The following is a 21,241-nucleotide window of genomic DNA, read 5'->3' as shown; positions in this document are numbered from 1 at the left end:
TGGGGGACACGCATGATCGCAGAAGCGGCGCAGCCGTTGAGACGCGCGGGGCTACACTTTGTCCCATGCAAACCGAAACCCTGATCCTTGCCGGCCTGCTGCTGGCCGTCATCGTGCTGCAGCTGGTGCTGCTGGTCCGTCGTTCCGGCAATGCCGGGCTGGAAGGCGTGCTGCGCGAGGAGCAGCGCAGCGGCCGTGGCGAACTGCGCGAGCAGCTCGAAGGCATGTCGCGCCAGCAGGACGCGCGCATGGACGGCTTCAGCCGCAACCTCACCGATCTGTCCACCCGCACCGACCAGCGCCTGGACCTGCTGCGTGACAGCCTCACCGACGATGCGCGCAAGGGCCGCGAGGAAAACGCCGGCGCCCGCCAGCAGATGGCACAGCTGCTGGATGCCCGGCTGCAGGACGTGCGCGGGCAGCTCGATGCCTTTGGCCAGCAGCAGCACGTGCGCATGGAACTGTTCGCCAAGCAGCTGGCCGCGCTGCAGGCGGCGCTGCTCGAGGAAACGCGCAAGGGCCGGCAGGAGAGCGGCGATGCACTGCAGCGCTTTGGCGAGATGCAGGGCCAGCGCCTGGCCGAACTCACCCAGCGCAACGAGCAACGCATCGGCGAGATGCGGCAGACGCTGGAGGCGCGGCTGAAGGACCTGCAGGCCGGCAACGATGCCAAGCTCGAACTGATGCGCCAGACCGTGGACGAGAAGTTGCAGAGCACGCTCAACACGCGCCTGGATTCGTCCTTCAAGCTGGTCTCCGAACGGCTGGAGCAGGTGCAGCGGGGCCTGGGCGAGATGCAGCAGCTGGCCACCGGCGTCGGCGATCTCAAGCGCGTGCTCAGCAACGTCAAGAACCGTGGTGGCTGGGGCGAGGTGCAGCTGGATGGCATTCTCGAGCAGACCCTCACCGTCGAGCAGTACGCGCGCGGCGTGAAGCTGCGCCCGGATGGCAACGAGATGGTGGATTTCGCCGTGCGCCTGCCCGGGCGCGGTCGCGACGACACGCCGGTGTGGCTGCCGATCGATTCCAAGTTCCCGCGCGAGGACTACGAGCGCCTGCTCGACGCGCAGGAAGCGGGCGACCAGGAGGCGGTACGCGCCAGCGGCAACCAGCTCGAACGCGCGCTGCGCGTGCAGGCCCGTTCGATCTGCGACAAGTACATCGCGCCACCCCATACCACCGACTTCGCGGTGATGTTCCTGCCGACCGAGGGGCTGTACGCCGAGGCGATCCGCCGTCCGGGGCTGGTGGACGTCCTGCAGCGCGAGCACCGGGTGGTCATCGCCGGCCCCACCACCGTAACTGCCCTGCTCAACAGCCTGCAGATGGGCTTCCGCACCCTGGCCATCGAACAGCGCTCCTCGGAAGTGTGGAGCCTGCTCGGCGCGGTGAAGGGTGAGTTCGGCAAGTTCGCCGGCATCCTCGAGAAGGCCGAGAAGCAGATCAACACCGTCGGCAAAAGCCTGGGCGACGCCAGCCGCAAGACCCGCACCATCGAGCGCAAGCTGCGCGGCGTGGAGTCGTTGTCCGCCGATGCGTCGCAGGCGCTGCTCGGCGACCTTGGCAACGACGATGACGGCGAGGAGCAGGGCACCGATTCCAGCGATGCATGACCGGCGTGAAGCCGGTTTATGCTTGCGCTCCATTCTCCCCGGCAGGAACCGCCATGACCACTTCCATCCAGGACATCCCCCTGACCACCCTCGACGGTACCCCGGCCTCGCTTGGCGACCATGCCGGCAAGGTGCTGCTGGTGGTCAACGTCGCCTCCAAGTGCGGGCTGACGCCGCAGTACGAAGGGCTGGAAAAGCTCTACCGCGAGAAGAAGGACGCCGGCCTGGAAGTACTGGGTTTCCCGGCCAACAACTTCAACGGCCAGGAGCCGGGCAGCGAGGACGAGATCCGCCAGTTCTGCTCGCTGACCTACGACGTGACCTTCCCGATGTTCGCCAAGATCAGCGTCGCCGGTGCCGACGTGCATCCGCTGTACCAGCAGCTGGTCGCGGCGCAGCCGGTGGCCACCGGCGAAGGCCCGATGCGCGAGAAGCTGGTTGGTTTCGGCATCGAACCCAACCCGGCGCCGGGCATCCTGTGGAACTTCGAGAAGTTCCTGGTCGGCAGGGACGGGCAGGTCATCGGCCGCTTCTCGCCGGACACCACCGCCGATGACGCGGGCCTGCGCGCGGCGATCGACGCCGCGCTGGCGGCCTGAGCCGCGACCCGCGCCGGGCAGCAGACTGAAGAGGCAATCGCAGGATGACTGCAGGCAATTCCGGTGGGTTCGCGGTCGGCTGGTTCACCCTGGCGCTCATCAACGCCGGTCTCGCCCAGGGCAAGGGACGCAGTGGCATGAACTGGGGGCTGCTGTCGCTGCTGCCTGGCCCGCTGGCCACGCTGCTGCTGGTGCTCCAGGCATCCCCGCGCCCGGGCGGCCGTTGAGCTCCGGTCCAGGGCGCCGCCACCGGTCCAGAAAAAAAAGCCCGGGATTTCCCGGGCTTTTTTCCATGCATCACCGACAGCGCGTTCAGTGGCCCCAGTCGGGCATCGGCATCGCATCGACCGGGATGGTGGTCTGCTCGTCGTCGCCGTGGCGGCGGGTGCCGTGGCGCAGGTCCTTCTCGATCTGGTAATTGCGCCGCTGCAGCCAGGCATCGCGGGTCAGCGCGTACTCGTCCACCGCGTTGTCGCGGATGTCGTCCAGCGACAGCAGCTGCACGCGGGTATCGACCAGCTGCAGGCCCTGCAGCCCGACGCGCAGCCTGTCCATCTCCACCCGGCGCAGCGGCGACAACGGTACGTCGCCGGCCAGCCCGAACACGTCGCGCACGGTGCGCGGGCCGAAGAACGGAAGTTCCACGTAGCGCGACTGGCGCCAGCCCCAGGCACCCAGGGTCTGCCCGAAATCCTCGCTGCGGCGCGGCACCATGGCCTTGCTGGCAGGGTCGAACAGGCCGCCGATGCCGAGCGTGGAGTTCATCAGGAACCGGCCCAGCGAGTCCCAGGCGTCGTCGCCATGGCCCTGCAGCAGCTGGTTGACCATGGTCACCGGCAAGCGCAGGTTGCTGAAGAAGTTGCTGACCCCGGTCCGCGCCACGCGCGGCACCACGTTCACGTAGGCGGTGGCCAGCGGACGGGCGATGCCACGGTCCACCGCCAGGTTGAAGCGGTGCATCCGGCGGTTGTACTTCTCCCACGGATCGTAGGTCGGCGCGGCGCCATCGCCACCCTTGCCGGCCTCCGTGCCCGGGGTGCCATACAGCGCGGCGAAGTCATCCTCTGCGTCGGTCGCCGCGGCCGGGCTGGGCGTGCTCGCCTGCGCCGGGGTACCCGCGACCGTGTCGCCGGCTGCCTGGGCGGGCTGCGCTGCCGTGTCGGCAACCGGCACCGGCACCGGTGCGGTTGCCGGCGCGCCTGCGCAGGCGGCGGCGTCCGCGCAGCCGGGCTGCTCCGCGCTGACGCTGGCGCTGGCGGGCGGTGCGGTCGCGCGCACGGGTTTGCCGGCGCAGGCGCCCAGCAGGAGCACGGCAGCCAGGAGGGGAAGGGTGCGGAAGAGGCTCATGTCAGTGTTCGGCCGATGAGGCGTTGAAATCCAGGTCCGGCGACAGCCGGTACGCCGCGCGCAGCTCGTCCAGGCCCACCGGGGCGCCGGCGATGGTAGCGCCGCCATTGCTACGCATGCGTGCAGACAGCTCGGCCAGCAGCGCCACCCCGGCGCTGTCCACGCGCTCGACGGCGTTCAGGTCGAGCCGCCGCAGCCTGCCGGCCAGCGCCGCCAGCTGCGGCCACAGCGCGATCGCCGCGGCGCGGTCGAGCGTGCCGGCCAGGTGCAGGGCGTCGCCTTCGACGCGCGCGGTGGCGTCACTTGCCACGGGGTGCCGGGCCCGCGGTGGCCTGCATGCTGCCGTTGCGCAGTTCGGCCGCAACGTCCTTGATCGACTTCTGTCGCAGCGGGGCGTCGAACTGGTTCTTGAAGGTCTGCACGTAGGAGATGCCTTCGATCATCACGTCGAAGATCTTCCACTGGCCACCGACGTTGCGCATCAGGTATTCGACCGGGGTCGGTTCGGCGCCGGCGCGCACCAGTTCGGTGGACACCTTCACGCCACGGTTGCCCGGCAACGGCGCCTCGCCCCTGAAGCGGAAGCTGGGCTTGCCCTGGATATCGAGCAGGGCCGAGCCGTAGCGCGCCATCAGGTTGTCGGCCATCGCGTCGGCGAACAGCTTCACGTCGGCATCGGCGGCGCCGCGGCCATGCACGCCCAGCACCAGGCGGGCAGCGTAGTCGCGGTCGAAGCCACGGCTCAGCTCGCCGTCGATGAAGCCGCGCAGCGCGGTCGGATTGGCGCGGAACTCGCTGCGGCGGGTTTCCAGCGCGGACAGGATGCGCGAGCTGGCGTCGAGCACGGTGCGCGCGGCGGCCGAAGGCTGCGCGGCGCTGGCCGCCGGGCGCGCCTGCGCCTGCGCCATCGCCAGCGACGGGGCCGCGGCGAGCAGGGCCGCGGCGAGCACGGTGGTGAGCAGTCGGGTTTTCATGATTACGGTTCTTCCTTGGTGGGCGTCGGGTGGGGGCCCGGGGTGGACTCGGTGGCGTTGTTGCCGCCGCCGCTGAACATGTATTTGCCGACCAGCTGGATCAGGTCCACCGCCGGCTGCGTGAATACGATCTCGTCGCCGGACTTGAGGACGTCCGGATCGCCGCCCGGCTGCAGGCCGACGTAGCTCTCGCCCAGCAGGCCGCTGGTGAAGATGCCGGCCGAGGTGTCCGCGGGCAGGTCCTTGAACTTTCCGTCCAGCGACAGGGTGACGATGGAGTCGTATCTAGCGGGGTCCAGCTGAATGTCGGCCACTTGGCCGATGGTCACCCCGCCTACCTTCACTGGCGCCTGCGGGCGCAGCTGGCCGACCTGGCTGAAACGCGCCTTGAGCACGTAGTCGCCGCCGCCCATGCCGAAGCGCTGGTTGGTGGACGCCACCGCCAGTACCAGCAGCGACGCCAGCGCCAGCAGCAGGAAGGCGCCGACGGAGAATTCGAGTCGAGGTCCACGAATGGCCATGTTGTTGTCTCACTCCTGATCCAGCAGGTGCCTCGCCGGTGCCGGCGAAGCGGGTTGTTCGTCGGATCCCCGCACCGGAACGTGCGGGTCCCCGGCAGGGATTGGCATCAATGGAACATCAGTGCGGAAAGCACGAAGTTGAACATCAGCACCAGCAGCGAGGCGTTCACCACCGCGCGGGTGGTGGCCACCGAGGTGCCTTCGATGGTGGGCTCGGCATGGAAGCCGACGTAGGCCGCGACCAGTGCCGCGGTGCCGCCGAAGATCGCCGACTTGAGCAGGGCCACGGCGAAGTCGTCCCAGAAGTCGACGCTGTTGCGCAGCCCCGACCAGAACGTGCCGTTGTCCTGGCCCAGCACCTTCACCGCCTCGAACCAGCCGCCGGTGATGGCCAGCGAGCAGAACACGCCGGTCAGCAGCGGCACGGTCAGCACCGCCGCCCAGAAGCGCGGCGCCACCGCCTTGGCCACCGGGTCGATGGCCATCAGTTCCAGCGCCTTGATCTGGTCGGTTGCGCGCATCAGCCCCAGCTCGGCGGCGATGGAACTGCCGGCGCGGCCGATGAACAGCAGCGCGGTCAGCACCGGCGCCAGTTCGCGGTACAGCGACAGCCCGAGCAGGGTGGACAGCGCGTCGGCGGCGCCGAACGTGGTCAGCGTGCGGTAGCCCTGCAGGGTCAGCACCAGGCCGACGAAGGCACCGCCCACGGCGATGATCGGCAGCGAGCGCGCGCCGATCTTGTAGATCTCGCGGGTCAGCTCGGCCAGGAAGTCGCGGGTCGGCAGCGAGCCGCGCAGCACCGTCAGCGAGAACAGGCCGGCGCGGCCCAGCGAGCGGATCGAGGAAACGAACGGCATCAGGCAACCCTCGGCCGCGGGGCGGCATCGAACGGGATCGGGCCATCGGGCTGGCCGTGCAGGAACTGCCGCACCAGCGGGTCGCTGCTGGCCTGCAACTGCTCCGGCGTACCGGAGAACACGATGCCCTCGTTGGCGATGACCAGCGCCTGGTCGCAGATCGGCAGGGTCTCGTGCACGTGGTGGCTGACGATGACGCTGGTCAGCCCCAGACTGTGGTTCAGGCGCTGGATCAGGCTCATGATCACCCCGGAGGCGATCGGGTCCAGCCCGGTCAGCGGCTCGTCGTAGATCATCAGCGGCGGGTCCAGCGCCAGCGCGCGGGCCAGCGCCACGCGCCGCGCCATGCCGCCGGACAGTTCGCGCGGCCACGCATCGGCCGCGGCCAGCAGGCCCACCGCGTGCAGCTTCATCCGCACCAGGCGCTGCAGCACCGGCTCGGCCAGGCGGGTGTGGGTCCGCAGCGGCAGGGCGACGTTCTCGGCGACCGTCAGGTCGGTCAGCAGGCCGTTGCCCTGCAGCAGCACGCCGATGTTCTTGCGCATCTCCAGCAGCGCGCGGTTGCCCTGCGGGATGTCCTGCCCGAACAGGCGCACCTGGCCGCTGACCGGGCGCAACTCGCCGGTCAGCGCCGCCAGCAGCGTCGACTTGCCGGTGCCCGAGGGGCCGAGCACGGCGGTGATGCTGCCACGCGGCACGTCCAGCGAAACGTCGCGCAGGATCGTGCGCCCGCCGCGGTCGATGCGGACGTCGGACAACTGCACCAGGGGTGTCCGGGGAAGGGACATGGCGGCCTTTAACGGAAAACCAACGTGGCAGGATTATCGGGTCCGCCTGAACAAAAGAGAACTGGACCGTGCAGTATTGTCGCCGTACCGGCGGCGCGCGTCAGTGACCATGCGCGGAACGCCCAGTCTCCCTGGTGTCGTCACACGCGCAGCGGCGGCGCGTGCCCACGTCCGTGGCGGACGCCACGCGACCCGCGCCATCCACCGCCGATCACCGCCACGTCCACGTCGCGCCCGCGCGCGTCGCAGTCAACGCGACGCCGCTCCGGCACAATGGCGCGGCCATGCCTGACGCCTCCGCGGACTTCCGCCTCTACCACTCCAACGCCCTGGACGTGCTTGCCTCGCTGCTCGCCCATGCGCTGCGCGAGCCCGATCCCGGCCGGCCGCTGCTGGCGGCCGACACGGTGCTGATCCCGCAGGTGGCGATGCGCCGCTGGCTGCAGTCCACGCTGGCCGCCGAGTACGGCATCGCCGCCAACCTCGAGTTCCTCACGCCCGGCGAGTTCGTCGCCCGCGCGCTGAAGGAAAACGTGCCCGGCGAGCAGGACGACCTGGGCGCGGCCGGGCTGCACTGGCGGCTGTACGCGGCGCTGACCGACGCGGCGCTGATGCGGCAGCCGGCAATGGCCGCGCTGCGCGCCTACCTGGCCGGCAATGCGCCCGGCGGCGACGACCCGTTGCGGGCCTGGTCGCTGGCTGCCGAACTGGGCGGGGTGTTCGAGAAGTACCAGGCCTGGCGCCGCGACTGGCTGCTGCGCTGGGAGGCCGGCGCCGACGCCGCCGACCCGCAGGCCATCCTGTGGCGCCACATCGCCGCTGGCCAGCAGCACCGCGCGCGCCGCATCAACGACTACCTGGCGCGGTTCGAGGGCGCCGGCCAGCCGCTGCCGCGCGGCCTGCCGTCGCGGCTGTTCGCATTCGCCACGCTCAACGTCTCGCCCGACGTACTGCGGGTGATCGCCACCCAGGCGCGGGTCGGTACGTTGCATTTCTATCTGCCCACGCCCACGCGTGCCTACTGGGGCGACCTGCAGACCCTGGCCGAGCGGCTGCGCGGCGGCATCGACGACCCGTTCGGCAGCGCCGCCGGCGAGAACCCGCTGCTGCAGGCCTGGGGCGCGGCCGGGCGCGACTTCATGGCGGTGCTGGGCAGTTACGAGGTGGTGCACCCATCCGGCGAAATCGCCGCCTATGCCGATCCGGAGCGCCGCGAGGGGCCGACGCTGGACCAGGGCGGGCTGAGCGACAGCCTGCTGCATCGCCTGCAGGCCGACCTGTTCCACCGCCGCGCGCGGCCGCCGGCGCCACTGCGCCCGGCATTGCGGGTGGACGACCCCAGCGTGCAGGTCCACGCCTGCCATACCCGCCTGCGCGAAATGCAGGTACTGCACGACCAGCTGCGCGCGCTGCTGGAAGATCCGCGCTTCGACCCGCCGCTGCAGCCGCGCGAGATCGCGGTGCTGGCGCCGGACATCGACCCCTACGTGCCGTACCTGGAATCGGTGTTCGGCGGCCGCGGTGGCGGCGAGGGCCATATCCCGTGGGCGCTGGCCGATGCCAGTCCGCTGCAGGGCGAGCCGCTGGCCGAGGTGTTCGTGCAGCTGCTGGGGCTGCCGGTCTCGCGCTTCGGCCTCAACGAGATCCTCGACCTGCTCGCCAGCCCGCCGCTGGCCGCCGCCGCCGGACTGGATGCGGCCGCGTTCGAGCGCCTGCACGGCTGGCTGCAGGCCGCCGGCGCGCGCTGGGGGCTGGATGCGGCGCATCGCGGCCAGCACCAGGCGCCGGCCGACGACGCCTGCACCTGGCAGTTCGCGCTGGACCGGCTGTTGCTGGGCCACGCCAGCGGCAGCGATGACGACCTGGCCGGGGTCGCGCCGTGGCCGGAGCTGGAGGGCAGCGCACTGGCCGCGCTCGATGCGCTGATCCGCCTGCTGCGGGTGCTCGCCCGCCACCAGAAGACGCTGGCCGAGGCGCTGCCTCCGGCGCAGTGGCGCGAGCGCCTGCTCGGGCTGCTGGCCGCACTGCTGCCGGACGCCCCGGCCGAGCCGTCCACCCAGCGCGCGCTCGAACGCCTGCGCAAGCTGGTGGACGAGTTCGCCGGCGAAGCCGCCCGCGCCGGCTTCGAGGCCCCGGTGCCGGCCGAAGTGGTGCGCGCGCATTTTTCCGCGGTGCTGTCCGAGGCCGACACCCGCGCGCCGCTGCTCACCGGCGGCGTCAGCTTCGGCCGCATGGTGCCGATGCGGCTGCTGCCGTTCCGCGCGATCTGCGTGCTGGGCCTGAACGACGGCGATTTCCCGCGCCGCGACCCGGCCGCCGGCCTGAGCCGGCTCACCGCCGAACTCGGCACCGCGCGTCGCCGTCATGGCGACCGCTCGCTGCGCGAGGACGACCGTTTCCTTTTCCTGCAGCTGCTGGCCTCGGCGCAGGACGTGTTCTACCTGAGCTACCTCGGTGCCGACGCGCGCGACGGCAGCGTGCGCGAGCCCTCGGTGCTGGTCAGCGAGCTGATCGATGCGGTGGCCGCCTGCCACGCCGATCCGGCGGCCGCGCGCCAGGCCATGGTCGTGCGCCATCCGCTGCAACCCTTCGCCCCGGCCGCGTTCGGTGGCGATGGCGAGCCGCGGCGTTTCAGCTATCGCCGCCAGTGGCACCCGGCCGCCGGCGCGGTCGGTGGCCAGCGCGGGCAGCTGGCGCCGTGGTCGGCCGGCGTGCTGGATGCGCCGCTGCCCGCTGCCCTGCGCGAGCCCGGCGTGTCGCTGGATGCGCTGCGCCGTTTCCTGGCAGATCCGGCCGGGCAGTTCCTCGAACAGCGCCTGGGCCTGCGCCTGGGGGGCGAGATCGAGGCCAGCGACGATGTCGAACCGCTGGTGCTGCCCGAACGCGGGCGCGAGCACGGCACGCTGCAGCAGCAGGTGCTCGCCGCGCTGCTGGAGGGCCGCGAGCAGGGGCTGTACGAACGCCTGCGCGCGCGCGCGCTGCTGCCGTCCGGAGCGCTCGGCCGGCAACAGTTCGAACAGCTGCTGGGCCGCATCCGCCCGTGCGCGGACAGCTTCGCGCAGTGGTACGACGGCACGCCGCTGCAGTCGCAGCGGCTGGAAGTGGCGATCGACGACAGCATCGTTCACGGTCGTGTCGCACAGATTCATCCACAGGGACTGCCACGCCTGCAGGCCGGTGCGCCGGGCGTGGCCTGGGTGCTGCGCAGCGGCCTGGACTGGCTGCTGGCCAATGCCGCCGGCGTGCCGCTGCCCCTGCTGCAGTTCATTGATGCCGGCGATGGCGGTTTCGGTCCGCACGTCCTGCCGCCGCCACCCGCTGAACAGGCCAGGTCGGCCCTCAAAGCCTTGCTGCAGTTGCGCTGGCAGGGGCTGCAGGCGCCACTGCCGTTTGCCCCGTACACCGGCTGGGCGATCTACAACGCCGATCCGGACGCACGCGAAAAGACCGCGCGCGAGAAGTGGCATGGCAGCGAGCGCAGCTGGGGCGAGCGCGATGGCGAAGCCCTGCAGCTGGCGCTGCGCTGCGCCGATCCGTTCGCCGATCCAGCCACTACCAACAGATTTATCCACAACAGCCTGCTGGTGTTCACCGCACTGCGCGAGGCTCGGGTGCCGGCCGGCAGCGAGGACCGCGCATGAGCGCCGCGCCGCTTGCGACCGACCCGTACCTGGACCTGCCGCTGGATGGCCTGCGCCTGATCGAGGCCAGCGCCGGTACCGGCAAGACCTTTACCCTGGCCACTCTGTTCACCCGCCTGGTGGTGGAGCAGAACCTGCGCATGGGCCAGATCCTGGCGGTGACCTTCACCGACGCGGCCACCCAGGAACTGCGCCGGCGCATCCGCGAGCGCCTGGACCTGGCCGCGCGGCTGGCCGACGCCGTGCCGGGGCCGGGCGACGGCAACGAAGCCGCGCTGACCAGCGCCATCCTGCAGCGCCATCTGCAGCAGGGCACGGAAACCGCCGCGCAGCTGGCCCGGCGCCTGCGCATCGCCGCCGAGGAAACCGACCTGGCGGCGATCTTCACCATCCACGGCTTCTGCACCCGGGTGCTGGCCGAGCACGCGCTGGAAAGCGGCCACAGCTTCGCCGCGCCGGAACTGCTGACCAACACCCGCCAGCTCCACGCCGGGCTCGCCGCCGACCTGTGGCGCCAGCATGCCGCCCGCGCCGATGTACTGGCGGCCCTGACCGGCCTGTGGAAAAGCCCGGACGCGCTGGCGGCCGACCTGCCGGTGCTGGTCGCCGACCTGCCGCTGCTGCCGGCGCTGCCGCCGGCGCCGCTGGACGATCCCCGTCCGCTGCGCGATGCCGCCGCCGGGCGCCTTGCCGCCGGGCTGGCCACGCATGGCGAGGCGTACCTGCACCAGCTGCGCGCCGCGCTGGAAGGCGGCGTGCTCAACAGGAGCAGCTACAAGGCCGAGTGGATCGAACCGCTGTTCCGGCAACTGCTGCAGTGGGCCCGGCATCCGGATCCGGATGCCGCGCTGGATGACCGGCTGCAGCGGCTGACCCTCGACGCGCTCACCGCCAGGACCGTCAAGGCCAAGGCCGGCAGCACCCCGGTGTCGCCGCTGCAGCCGCTGATCGCCGACTACGCGCAGGCGCAGGCACGCTTCGGCGAGTGGCGCATGCAGCAGTCCATCGCCCTGCTGCATGCGCTGCGCGATGAAGCCCGCCAGCGCCTGGCACGGCACAAGCAGCAGTACCGCGTGCAGACCTATGACGACCTGATCGACGGCGTGCATGCGGCGCTGGACGGCGAAGCCGGCGCGGCGCTGGCCGAACGCCTGCGTGCGCAGTACCGCTTCGCCCTGGTCGACGAGTTCCAGGACACCGACCCGCGGCAGTGGGACATCTTCCGCCGCGTGTTCGCCGAACCGCCCGCCGCCGCCGCGCTGTTCCTGATCGGCGATCCCAAGCAGGCCATCTACGGCTTCCGCGGCGGCGACGTGCATACCTACCTGCAGGCCCGCGAATGCGCCGCGGAGGCACCGCGGCTGGCGCACAACTTCCGCTCGCGCCCCGGCCTGCTGCGTGCGATCGACGCGCTGTACGCCAACGCCGGCGACCGCGCCTTCGTCGATCCGCGGATCCGTTTCGAACCGGTGCAGGCCGGCAGCAAGCGGGGCGATGCCGACTACCTGCTCGATGGCGCCCCGGCCCCGGCGTTGACCCTGCACCTGATCGACGCCGATGCCGACGGCAAGCCGCTCAAGGCCGACGACTCGCGCCACGCCGCCACCCTGGCCTGCGTGGCCGACATCCACCGCGTGCTGTCCGCCGCACGCCAGGACAGGGCGCGGGTCGACGGTCGCCCGCTGCGCCCGGGTGACATCGCCGTGCTGGTGCGCTCGCACCGCGAGGCCACGCGCATCCAGCAGGCGCTGGCGGCGGCGGCGATCCCGGCGGTCGCGGCCGGCCGCCACAGCCTGTTCTCCACCGCCGAGGCGCACGAACTGCGCCTGCTGCTGCTGGCGCTGCTGCAGCCGGCCGACGAAGGCCGCCTGCGCGCGGCGCTGGCGACCGTGCTGCTGGGCGAAAGCGCCGCCGGCATCGCCGCGATGGAACACGATGGCGAGCGCCAGCGCACGCACCAGGAACGCCTGCTGCAATGGCGCGAGCGCTGGCAGCGTGGCGGCGTGCTGGCGATGCTGTCCGACCTGTGCGCGGAACAGGCCGAACGCCTGCTGGCGCTGGTCGACGGCGAGCGCCGCCTGACCAACTACCTGCAGCTGGGCGAACTGCTGCAGGAGGCCGGCACCCGCAGCATCGGCCTGCATGGCCTGCTGGATTGGCTGCAGGCGCGCATCGCCCATGCCGACGACGGCGACGAGACCCAGCTGCTGCGCCTGGAATCGGACGCGCACCGGGTCCAGGTCATCACCCTGCACAAGAGCAAGGGCCTGGAGTACCCGCTGGTCTACCTGCCGTTCGTCGGCATCGACGGCGGCGCGCCGGCCACCGATGCCCACCGCATCGTGCACGACGGTGAGCGGCGCGTACTGCACTGGAAGATCGACAAGGAGGCGGCCGACTGGAAGGCCGTCGGCCAGCAGGCTGCCGCCGAGGACGCGGCCGAAGCCGCGCGCCTGCTGTACGTCGGCCTGACCCGCGCCGAGCACGCGCTGTGGATCGCCGGCGGCGCGCTGGCGGGGCTGCCCGGCTCGCAGCTGGGGCCGATGCTCGGCGACCTGGAACGCCTGGCCGTGCATGCCGACATCCGCATCGTCGAAGGTGGCGCTACCGCGCTGCCGCCGCGCCTGCCGCCCGCGCGCGAGCCGGCGTTGCCGCCGGTGCGTAGCGTGCGCCGCGCGCTGTCGCAGGACTGGTGGGTCTACAGCTTCACCCAGCTCGCCCACGCCGAGGCCGGCCACGACACCGCGGCCGCGGCCACCGAGGACAGCGGCGGTGCCGCCGACGAGCCGCCGCAGGCCGCCGACGAGACCGTGCAGGATCCGGCGGTGGCGCAGGATGCGTTCGATCCGCGCTTCGCCGGCAGCCGCTTCGGCAACGTGCTGCACGCGGCGCTGGAGACCACCGAATTCGGCGCCTGGAGCGGCTGGCGGCCCGGCGACGCGGCGCCCGCGGGGCAGGCCGCAGTGATCGCCGCGGCACTGCGCGCCGAAGGCTATGCCGAGGCCGACATCGACGACGGCGTGGCCCTGCTCACCGCGCTGGTCGGCCAGACCCTGACCGTGGCCCTGCCCGAGGGCGGCGCGCTGCATGCGCTGGGGACCGGCGAGCGCCGCGCCGAAATCGAATTCCACTTCGCCATGCAGCCCACCGCGGTGCCGGCACTGCTGCGCGTGCTGCACGCGCATGGCGTGGTGCGCGGCCGCCACGGCTTCGGCGCGCGTGGCCGCCTGGAAGGACTGATGACCGGCAAGATCGACCTGACCTACCTGCGCGATGGGCGCTGGTACGTGCTCGACTACAAGTCCAACCGCCTGCCCGGCTACGCCGCGGCGCAACTGGAGGCGGCCATGCGCCACAGCGAGTACGACCTGCAGGCGCTGATCTACACCGTGGCGCTGCACCGCTGGCTGCGCTTCCGGCTTGGCGAAGGCTACGACTACGCGCGTGATTTCGGTGGCATCCGCTACCTGTTCTGCCGTGGCCTGGACGCGACCCGCGTGCCGTCGCCGGGCGTATACGCGCATGTCTTCGCGGCGGACCTGGTGCACGCGCTGGACGCGCTGTTCGCCGGCGGCGACGACGCCCACGCGGCCATGCTGGCGCGCCTGGGAGACCGCGCATGAGCCTGTTGGCCGCACTCAGCAAGGCCGGCGTGCTGCGCGCGCTGGACCACGCGCTGGCGCAGAGCCTGCGCCGGCTCGATCCGGACACCCCCGACGCGGTGCTGGCCGCCGCCGCGCTGGCTTCGCTGGCCGTCGCCCACGGCCATGCCGGGTTCGACCCGGCGCGACCGGCGCGGCTGCTCGAAGAGCCGTTGCCCTGGCCCGACGCGCAGGCGTGGATCGCCCAGCTGCAGGCCTCGCCCTGGGTGGCGCAGCCGCATGACGATGCGGCCGAGGCCGCGCAGGCGCCGCTGGCCTGGGAACACGGGCTGCTGTACCTGCGCCGTTACCGTGAGTACGAACGGCGGCTGGCGCTGGGCCTGCAGCGCATCGGCCAGGCACCGCTGGAGCGGGCCGATCCGGCGGCATTGGCGCCACTGTTCGCGCAGCTGTTTCCGGGCACCGTGGATGCCGCGGCGGGCGTGGCGTCGGTACAGGGCGATCTGTTCGCCCGGTCAGTCCCCGCCGATGCGCCCGCCGCTGGCGACCAGCAGGCGCGCGCTGCCGCGCTGGCGCTGCGCCACGCCCTGCTGCTGGTCACCGGCGGGCCCGGCACCGGCAAGACCACCACCATTGCGCGGCTGCTGGTGCTGTTGGCCGCGCAGGCCCGTGCCGACGGCCGCGCGCCGCCGCGCGTGGCCCTGGCCGCGCCCACCGGGCGCGCCGCCGAGCGCATGGCCGAGAGCCTGCGCAATGCCGTGCAGAAGCTGCCGCAGCAGGGCGTTGACCCGGCGCTGTGCGCGCAGCTGCCGACCACCGGCACCACCCTGCATCGCCTGCTGGGGGTGGTCCCGGATTCGCCGCGCTTCCGCCACCATGCCGACAACCCGCTGCCATACGACACCCTCGTGGTCGACGAGGCATCGATGATCGACCTGCCGCTGATGACCAAGCTGGTCGAGGCGGTGGCCAGCGGTACCCGGCTGGTGCTGCTGGGCGATCCCGACCAGCTGCCTTCGGTGGAAGCCGGCGACGTGCTCGGCGCGATCCTGCGCGCCGCCGGCGACGGCACACGCATCGCGCCCGACGACGCACAGGCGTTGCAGGGCCTGCTGGGCAGCCTGCCGGCGGCGGCGATCGCGGCCCCGGCCGGCGGTTTTGCCGGCACCCGCGTGCAGCTGCAGCGTGGCTACCGGCAGAGCGAGGCGCTGCGGCTGGCGCCACTGGCCGCGGCGATGCGCGAGGGTGACGCCGCGCGCGCGCTGTCGCTGCTGCGTGATGCGCAGCTGCCTGGCGTGCATTTCCACGAGAACGAGGACGATCCGCTGCAGGCTTGGCGCGAACCGCTGCAGCGCTACTGGGAGGCGCTGGCGAGCGTGCAGACGCCGGCCCTGGCCCTGGCCCTGGCCGGGCGCCTGCGGCTGCTCACCGCCGTGCGCGAAGGCCCGCAGGGCGCACGCGGGCTCAATGCGCGCATCGAGGAGCTGCTCGCCGGCGGCGCCGCGCGGGGTGCCGCCGTGCACTTCCACGGGCGCCTGCTGCTGGTCACCGAGAACAGCTATCGCCACCGCCTGTTCAACGGCGATGTCGGCATCTGCCTGCGCAGCGAGGGCAGTACCCATGGCACCACCGCCTGGTTCCCCGGCGACGATCCGGACGATCCGCGCCCGTTCCACCCGGCGGCGCTGCCCGCGCACGAAAGCGCCTTCGCCATGACCGTGCACAAGGCGCAGGGCTCGGAGTTCGACGAGGTGTGGCTGCAACTGCCGCGCCGCGACAACCGCGTGCTCAGCCGCGAACTGCTCTACACCGGCATCACCCGCGCGCGCCACGCCGTGCACGTGGCCGGCGACGCGGCGGTGATCGAAGCGGCGCTGTCGCGCCACGCCAGCCGCTGGTCGGGCCTGGCGCAGCGCCTGGGCCGCTCGCGATAGGCGTTCACTGAAGTCAGCTCCTACCGCCCCAGGTACTCCTCGGCATAAAAGCCGCGCAGGAAACCGTCGATCTCCTCCGCACTCATGCTGCCGCTCTGCTTGCGGGCGGCGGCCACGGCTTCGCGGTACTGCGCGGTCTGTCTGAACGCCTGGAACTTCCGCTCGCGCCAGACGCGGAACTGCTCCGCACCCATCGACAGCGCCTCGAGCACCCGGCCCCTGGCGATGCGGTAGACGCGGTAATGCGCATGGGTGGAGCCATAGCCCATGTGCACGTAATCGACCAGGCGCCCGTCGGGGACGATCAGCGCACCGCTGTACCAGGTGGCGGCCACCGGCGCGCCCGAGGGGAAAAGCTCCGGCAGCAGGTCGATGGCACTTTCCTGTTCAGTCTGGCGGTCGTACAGGCGTACCTCGACCCTGCGCAGCAGCAGCCGGTCACCGTCTATCGCCCAGTGCGCCACGTAACCGCGCCAGTTGGCGGTGCTGCGCGAGACATTCTCCGGCGGGAAACCGGGGCGATCACGCAGCTGGCCTTCCAGCGGATTGGTATCGAGCGCGTAGTCGCGGCCTTCGATGAAGATCCGGTCCGGCACCTGCGCGGTCGCGCCCGCGGCTCCGGCCACCACCAGCAGCAGGCCCGCCAGCAGCATGCCCATCGCCAGGTGCATCGCCTTCTCCGTGGTCCTCGTCCAGCCGCGAGGTTAACGGCCTGCACCCGCGCCCGTCGCCCACGGCGCACGTTCCAGCCCGGCGGCGAGGTAGTCGATCAGCCGCTGCACGCGCGCCGGGCGGCGCAGGCCGGGCGGGGTGACGATGTGCAGCGCGATCGGCTCCACCTGCCAGTCGTCCATCGCCGTTTCCAGGCGGCCGGCGCGCAGGTCGTCCCAGACCATGAACTCCGGTTGCAGGGCGAGCCCGAGCCCGCCGCGCAGTGCGGCGGCGAACACTTCGGCGTTGTTGGCCTGCAACTGGCGCGGCACGGTCTGCGCGTACTCGCCGTGGCGGGGATGGCGGAAGCGCCAGGTGTTGCCGCCGCGCGTGTAGCTGTACTGGAAGCCACGGTGGCCGGCCAGGTCGCGCGGATGCCGCGGCCTGCCGTGTTCGGCGAAGTAGCCCGGCGCGCCGACCAGCAGGATCCGCACCTGGCACAGGCGGCGCGCGCGCAGGCTGGAGTCGGCCAGGGTGGAAATGCGCAGCGCCAGGTCGAAGCGCTCGGCTACCAGGTCCACCTGCGCGTCGCTGAGCTGGATGTCCAGTTCCACGTCCGGATGCGCGCGCATGAATGCGGGCAGCAGCGGCGCCAGCTGCGCCACGCCGAACGACATCGGCGCGGCCACCCGCACCAGTCCGCGCAGCGTGGTCGAACGGTCGGCGACCTCGGCCTCCACCGCCTCGCCCTCGTCGAGGATGCGCGCGGCGCGCTCCAGCGCCGCGGCACCTGCATCGGTCAGCGACATGCGCCGCGAGGTGCGGTGGAACAGGGTGGTGCCGATGCGCGCTTCGAGCCGGGTGATGGCCTTGGACACGGTGGCCTGTGACAGCCCCAGCGCTTCGGCCGCACGGGCGAAGGAGCCGGCCTCGGCGACCCTGGCGAAGATGGCCCAGGCTTCCAGGTCGGGCAGTTGGCTCATGGCGGAGACCACGGGGGAGGAGATTGGATCATGTCACAAATGGAAAGAATGTCTTTTCATTCCTTCCATTCCGAATGTAAAGGCGCGTGCCTAGACTGGCCCCCATCGCAACCACACCGCAGGACAGGACCATGATCGAGCGTCGCCCGTTTGCCACCCTTGGCGGAGCCAACCACGGTTGGCTGGATGCCAGGCACCACTTTTCCTTTGCCGGCTACCACGACCCGGCGCGCGTCCACTGGGGCGCCCTGCGGGTGTGGAACGACGACACCATCCAGCCCGGCACCGGCTTCCCGCCGCATCCGCATGCCGACATGGAGATCGTCACCTATGTGCGCGAGGGCGCCATCAGCCACCAGGACGACCAGGGCAACAAGGGCCGTACCGAGGCCGGCGACGTGCAGGTGATGAGCGCCGGCACCGGCATCCGCCATGCCGAGTACAACCTGGAGCCGGGGGTGACCCGCATCTTCCAGATCTGGATCATCCCGGATGCGCGCGGCGGTGCGCCGGCGTGGGGCACCAAGCCCTTCCCCAAGGGCGGGCGCTCCGGTCGCTTCATCGCCCTGGCCAGTGGCATGCAGGGTGACGAGGAGGCCCTGCCGATCCGCGCCGATGCCCGCGTACTGGGCGCGTCGCTGAAGGCCGGCGAGAGCACCGAGTATCACTTCCGCGACGCCACCCGCCACGGCTACCTGGTGCCCAACACCGGCAAGGTGGAAGTGAACGGCGTGCCGCTCGAAGCCCGCGACGGCGCCGCCATTGCCGGCGAGGGCAGCATCACCGTCCGCGCGCTGGAAGATGCCGAACTGGTGCTGGTGGATACCGCCGCCTGAGCGGCGGGACCGCTTGATGATCGACGCAAGGGCGCGGGCGACCGCGCCCTTGCCGTCGTCCGCGAAGGCAAGCCGGACGCAGGAGCGACGCAAACACCCGTGCCTTCCGGTAAAACCCGGGCGCCACTGCCGCAGCGGATTCGCCGCGACATTCCAGGCGCCGCGCGGGTTCTCCCCGGCATGACGTACGAACGCGGCCGGGTCAGCGCATCGCTTCGCGACGACGGGTCGGAGGCGACCGGCCTGCGCATGCGCGGACAGCGCCGGGCCGTGCAACCGCAGGAAGCAGGCACCTTGTCCGCCGATCCGTGCATGGCGCCACAGGCAGCGGTTGCGCTTGCCGCCATACTGCGGATTGGCCGGCCACGGTACCGCGACGACATGCGTGACTTCCTCTACTACTCGTCCCTGCTCCTGCTCGGATTTGCCTGGTACCGGTTCGGGCAGAAGCAGCTCCAGAAAGCGCCCTTCGACGAGAACGGCGCGCCGACCCAGGGGCTGGTGGGGCCGGTGGGCTTCCTGATGACCGCCGGCGTGGCGGGCTATGCGCTGTTCGCCGTCATGCGCGCGCTGGCGCGGGGCCAGATACCTTGCCTCGGCAAGGGCTGCGCCGGGCAGGTGTATACGCTGGTCGCGCATGCGGGCGCGTACTGGGCCAACGTTCTGTTTCTGGTGTGGCTGGTGCTGGCGCTGGGTTATGGAATGTACGTGACGCTGAAGATCTGGTTCCGCTGATGGTCCACCGTGGGCTTTGCGGGTAGCGCCGGCACCGGCAATGGCGGCATGCGCGGTCCCTGCCTAAACTGCTTTCCTTGCCAACCCGGGAATCCCGTCATGCAGGCCAAGGGCGAGTTCGACATCACGCGCGTCCCGCAGGAATCGCTGGACATCGGCGGCGGCGCGGTCGTCGGCCATGTGCGTTTCGACAAGCGCTTCCATGGCCCGTTGGACGCCAGCAGCGTGGTGCACATGCTGGCGATGATGTCGCCGGTATCCGACTCCGGCGCCTACGTCGCCCTGGAACGCATCGAAGGCACTCTCGACGGCCGCCGTGGCAGCTTCCAGGCCCAGCACAACGGTGTCATGGACCGCGGCGCGCCCCGGCTCGACCTCACCGTGGTGCCCGACAGCGGCACCGGCGAGCTGGCCGGCCTGCACGGCCGCATCGCCATCGACATCGTCGACGGCAGGCACCACTACACCTTCGATTACGGCTTCCGCGATACCTGAGCCCGCCGCAGAACCCGGCCCGGCCGGATACGGGAAGAAGGCGCGCCAGCCGATCCCGCGCTGGCGGGCCGGTGCGTCGCGGGGTCGTCCGTGCGGGCCTGCAGGCGGAAGACCGCGGCGATGGCAGGCCTTTCCGCCTCAACGCGTCCTGTGCGCCGTATAGGTCCCCGCGCCGCGGACCAGGTCGAAGCCCGCGATCGTGCCGGCACCGTCCTGCCGGAAGCGGATGCTCATGTCCTGGGCGGTCATGAAAAAGGAATCCTCCGACTCGCGGAACAGTTCCATCCGCCCCGCGCCGAACAGATCGCTCTGGAAGTAGAGGCGTTCGCCTTCGGCGACGACGTGGGCGGGCTGGTCGAGCAGCCGATAGTCGCCGGCCAGCAGCCGGTTGGTCGCCACGTCGGTCGGAATGGCCGTCTTCTCGACGACCTGGAACTCGGGCCAGCCGTACTCGGCGGCGATGCTGCACAGGATCTCGTCGATCAATGCGGCGCCATTGATGCTGTTGGCCATGATCACCACGCCCTGCCCGGAGCGGGTATAGCCATAGAGCTGCGAGCGGAACCCCTCGGTACCACCGCTGTGGCTGAAGCTGGTGCGGTCGCCCAGGTCCTCGACGAAGAAGCCCAGGCCGTACTCGCCCAGGCCGCGCGTCAGCATGGTCGAAACCATGTCGCGCGACAGGATGCTGCCAGGTCCGCCTGCCTCGGCCCGCTGCACTTCCAGGATCACCTGCGCCAGGTCGCTGGGGGTGCTCCACAGGCCAGCGGCGGCGGATTCGGGGTACAGGCGCCACCGGCCGGCGAGGACCTGGCCGTTGCCGTCGTGGGCGGCGCTTGCCTGGCTGGCCACACTTTCCGGCAGCGGCACGGCATAGGTGCTGTGCGCCATGCCCAAGGGCTGCAGGACCGCCGTTTCCAGGTACCGGTCGAACGGTTGCCCGCTGGCTTCGGTCATCATCAACTGCACGATGCTATAACCGCCGCCCGAATAGCGCCACGTGCTTCCGGGCGCGATATCGACGCGGACCGGCTCGGAGTTCGCCGGCGCGATGCCATCGAGCACCTGCAGCAGCGTGGGCAACGGCTGCCCCGGTGCGTAGCCGTCATAGCCGTGCACCGTCACCCCGGCGCCGTGGTTGAGCAGCCTGCGCAGGTTGATCGTGCCCGCGCGGGTGAACGCGTTCTGCGGAATCTTCCACGAAGCCAGCTGGCCGTTCGCGTCCGCGTCCAGCGAGAGCCGGCCCTGCTCGACCAGACGCAGCGCGCCCAGGGCGCTGAGCGGTTTGCTGATGGAGCCGGCCTGGAAGCGCGTGGTGGTGGTGGCGGGCTGCTGGCTGGCGGCATCGGCCACGCCATAGGCGCGCGCCCACGCGATCCGGCCCTGGTCGATGAGCGCGATGCTGACCGCCGGCACCCGGTGGAAGGCCATGCGTTGTTCCAGCGCCATCCTCCGCTGCGGCGAACCCTTGACCACGATGCGCGTGGAAAGCCCCTGCTCGACTCTGGAAATGCGCGCCTGGAGCGTGGATGCCGGCGCCGCGGTGGAAGCGGGCGCCGCGGCCGGCTGGGCGGCAGCGCACAGGCTCCACAGCAGGAGTGTCGTGCAGGACAGCAACGCAGGGTTCTTCATGGAAGTTCTCGCCATCGTGGCAGAGTTGCCGGG

The 21,241-nt window shown here is 71.3% G+C and carries 18 protein-coding genes; 9 read left to right on the top strand and 9 right to left on the bottom strand.

Annotation, left to right across the window (positions count from 1 at the left end):
• Positions 1-65 precede the first annotated feature (65 nt).
• From rmuC to QQA12_RS16370, 3 genes are read left to right on the top strand one after another with little or no spacing between them, the layout of a single operon-like run.
• A complete protein-coding gene (gene rmuC / locus QQA12_RS16380; protein ID WP_226049885.1) occupies positions 66-1,613 on the top strand; it encodes a DNA recombination protein RmuC in 1,548 nt (515 codons plus the stop codon).
• Between the two features lie 53 nt (positions 1,614-1,666).
• The gene (locus tag QQA12_RS16375) at positions 1,667-2,212 is read left to right on the top strand and encodes a glutathione peroxidase (RefSeq protein ID WP_226049884.1); all 546 of its coding nucleotides are present in this window, start codon (positions 1,667-1,669) and stop codon (positions 2,210-2,212) included.
• A 44-nt stretch (positions 2,213-2,256) separates the two neighbouring features.
• Positions 2,257-2,439, top strand: a complete 183-nt coding sequence (locus tag QQA12_RS16370) for a hypothetical protein (RefSeq protein ID WP_054668502.1) — start codon at positions 2,257-2,259, stop codon at positions 2,437-2,439.
• A gap of 85 nt (positions 2,440-2,524) precedes the next feature.
• Here the strand turns inward: QQA12_RS16370 and QQA12_RS16365 are convergent, their stop codons facing one another.
• The 6 genes from QQA12_RS16365 to QQA12_RS16340 all read right to left on the bottom strand — a co-directional run bounded on the left by QQA12_RS16365 (position 2,525) and on the right by QQA12_RS16340 (position 6,699).
• A complete protein-coding gene (locus tag QQA12_RS16365) occupies positions 2,525-3,559 on the bottom strand; it encodes an MlaA family lipoprotein (RefSeq protein ID WP_226049883.1) in 1,035 nt (344 codons plus the stop codon).
• Between the two features lies 1 nt (position 3,560).
• Complete coding sequence (locus QQA12_RS16360; protein WP_056931408.1) at positions 3,561-3,869, bottom strand: STAS domain-containing protein; 309 nt, start codon at positions 3,867-3,869, stop codon at positions 3,561-3,563.
• The gene (locus tag QQA12_RS16355) at positions 3,859-4,533 is read right to left on the bottom strand and encodes an ABC transporter substrate-binding protein (RefSeq protein WP_226049882.1); all 675 of its coding nucleotides are present in this window, start codon (positions 4,531-4,533) and stop codon (positions 3,859-3,861) included. The genes QQA12_RS16360 and QQA12_RS16355 overlap by 11 nt, the downstream gene beginning before the upstream one ends.
• 2 nt (positions 4,534-4,535) lie before the next feature.
• Complete coding sequence (mlaD, locus tag QQA12_RS16350; protein ID WP_054668498.1) at positions 4,536-5,054, bottom strand: outer membrane lipid asymmetry maintenance protein MlaD; 519 nt, start codon at positions 5,052-5,054, stop codon at positions 4,536-4,538.
• Positions 5,055-5,161: 107 nt separating this feature from the next.
• Entirely contained in the window at positions 5,162-5,911 is a 750-nt protein-coding gene (locus QQA12_RS16345) for an MlaE family lipid ABC transporter permease subunit (RefSeq protein WP_054668497.1), read from the bottom strand.
• Positions 5,911-6,699 carry an ABC transporter ATP-binding protein gene (locus tag QQA12_RS16340; RefSeq protein WP_182335715.1) on the bottom strand — a complete coding sequence of 263 codons (789 nt, stop codon included), beginning with the start codon at positions 6,697-6,699 and terminating at the stop codon, positions 5,911-5,913. The genes QQA12_RS16345 and QQA12_RS16340 overlap by 1 nt, the downstream gene beginning before the upstream one ends.
• Positions 6,700-6,983: 284 nt before the next feature.
• Between QQA12_RS16340 and recC the strand changes: the two genes are divergently transcribed.
• From recC to recD, 3 genes are read left to right on the top strand one after another with little or no spacing between them, the layout of a single operon-like run.
• Complete coding sequence (gene recC / locus QQA12_RS16335; protein ID WP_226049881.1) at positions 6,984-10,340, top strand: exodeoxyribonuclease V subunit gamma; 3,357 nt, start codon at positions 6,984-6,986, stop codon at positions 10,338-10,340.
• A complete protein-coding gene (locus QQA12_RS16330) occupies positions 10,337-13,963 on the top strand; it encodes an exodeoxyribonuclease V subunit beta (protein ID WP_226049880.1) in 3,627 nt (1,208 codons plus the stop codon). The genes recC and QQA12_RS16330 overlap by 4 nt, the downstream gene beginning before the upstream one ends.
• Entirely contained in the window at positions 13,960-15,876 is a 1,917-nt protein-coding gene (gene recD / locus QQA12_RS16325) for an exodeoxyribonuclease V subunit alpha (protein ID WP_226049879.1), read from the top strand. The genes QQA12_RS16330 and recD overlap by 4 nt, the downstream gene beginning before the upstream one ends.
• A gap of 20 nt (positions 15,877-15,896) precedes the next feature.
• On the opposite strand, the gene QQA12_RS16320 is transcribed toward recD, so the two are convergent.
• Both QQA12_RS16320 and QQA12_RS16315 read right to left on the bottom strand, forming a co-directional pair.
• On the bottom strand, positions 15,897-16,547 hold the full coding sequence (locus tag QQA12_RS16320) for a hypothetical protein (protein WP_226049878.1): 651 nt from the start codon (positions 16,545-16,547) through the stop codon (positions 15,897-15,899).
• Between the two features lie 33 nt (positions 16,548-16,580).
• A complete protein-coding gene (locus QQA12_RS16315; RefSeq protein WP_226049877.1) occupies positions 16,581-17,510 on the bottom strand; it encodes a LysR family transcriptional regulator in 930 nt (309 codons plus the stop codon).
• 131 nt (positions 17,511-17,641) lie between these two features.
• Between QQA12_RS16315 and QQA12_RS16310 the strand changes: the two genes are divergently transcribed.
• The 3 genes from QQA12_RS16310 (at position 17,642) to QQA12_RS16300 (ending at position 19,576) form a co-directional block, all read left to right on the top strand.
• Complete coding sequence (locus QQA12_RS16310) at positions 17,642-18,346, top strand: pirin family protein (protein WP_054668491.1); 705 nt, start codon at positions 17,642-17,644, stop codon at positions 18,344-18,346.
• 180 nt (positions 18,347-18,526) lie between these two features.
• The gene (locus QQA12_RS16305) at positions 18,527-19,081 is read left to right on the top strand and encodes a hypothetical protein (RefSeq protein WP_198421467.1); all 555 of its coding nucleotides are present in this window, start codon (positions 18,527-18,529) and stop codon (positions 19,079-19,081) included.
• Between the two features lie 99 nt (positions 19,082-19,180).
• Positions 19,181-19,576, top strand: a complete 396-nt coding sequence (locus QQA12_RS16300; protein ID WP_226049876.1) for a DUF3224 domain-containing protein — start codon at positions 19,181-19,183, stop codon at positions 19,574-19,576.
• A gap of 138 nt (positions 19,577-19,714) precedes the next feature.
• Here QQA12_RS16300 and QQA12_RS16295 read toward each other — a convergent pair whose 3' ends face one another.
• The gene (locus tag QQA12_RS16295; RefSeq protein WP_226049875.1) at positions 19,715-21,208 is read right to left on the bottom strand and encodes a serine hydrolase domain-containing protein; all 1,494 of its coding nucleotides are present in this window, start codon (positions 21,206-21,208) and stop codon (positions 19,715-19,717) included.
• Between the last annotated feature and the right edge of the window lie 33 nt (positions 21,209-21,241).

This window comes from Stenotrophomonas sp. 17(2023) (assembly GCF_030345315.1).
GTDB lineage: Bacteria > Pseudomonadota > Gammaproteobacteria > Xanthomonadales > Xanthomonadaceae > Stenotrophomonas > Stenotrophomonas acidaminiphila.
The sequence above is the reverse complement of the archived record's forward strand: the minus strand, read 5'-3'. Positions and strand labels throughout refer to the sequence as shown.